Source organism: Pseudomonas sp. IPO3778 (assembly GCF_013386825.1).
In the GTDB taxonomy this organism is placed as follows: Bacteria; Pseudomonadota; Gammaproteobacteria; order Pseudomonadales; family Pseudomonadaceae; genus Aquipseudomonas.
The window spans coordinates 1-363 of the sequence record NZ_JACARC010000159.1; the positions used below are offsets into that span (position 1 = coordinate 1).

At 60.3% G+C, this 363-nt stretch carries 1 protein-coding gene; it reads left to right on the forward strand.

The genetic code is table 11. The features are described 5' to 3' along the window. Window positions 1-363: Rnf-Nqr domain containing protein (locus HX855_RS33015; RefSeq protein ID WP_306219247.1), on the forward strand; the 363-nt coding region annotated here is incomplete at both ends.

The window sequence follows — 363 nt, forward strand, 5'->3', positions numbered from 1 at the left end:
CGGTGTTGATGCTGTTGATTGGCATCCTCGGCTATCTGCTCGATCATTACCTATTGCGGCCTCTGGCGCTGACGTCCCTGCGATTGTTTGTGTTTTTGCCGGTGACAGTGCTGCTGATCCATCCGCTGCTGAGGGTGCTGTGCCGCCAGTTACCCAAGCTGCCGTTCGATGGCCTGTGGCCTTTGTTGCTGGGGAATGCCGGGGTGTTGGGGGTGGTGCTGCTGGGTACGCAAGACGATAAAGGGCTGGCACACATGGCGGCACTGAGCCTGGGCGCCGGGCTGGGTTTCTGGCTGGTGCTGAGCCTGTTCAGTGACCTGCGCCAACGTATTGCCGACAACGACATACCACTGCCCTTCCGGG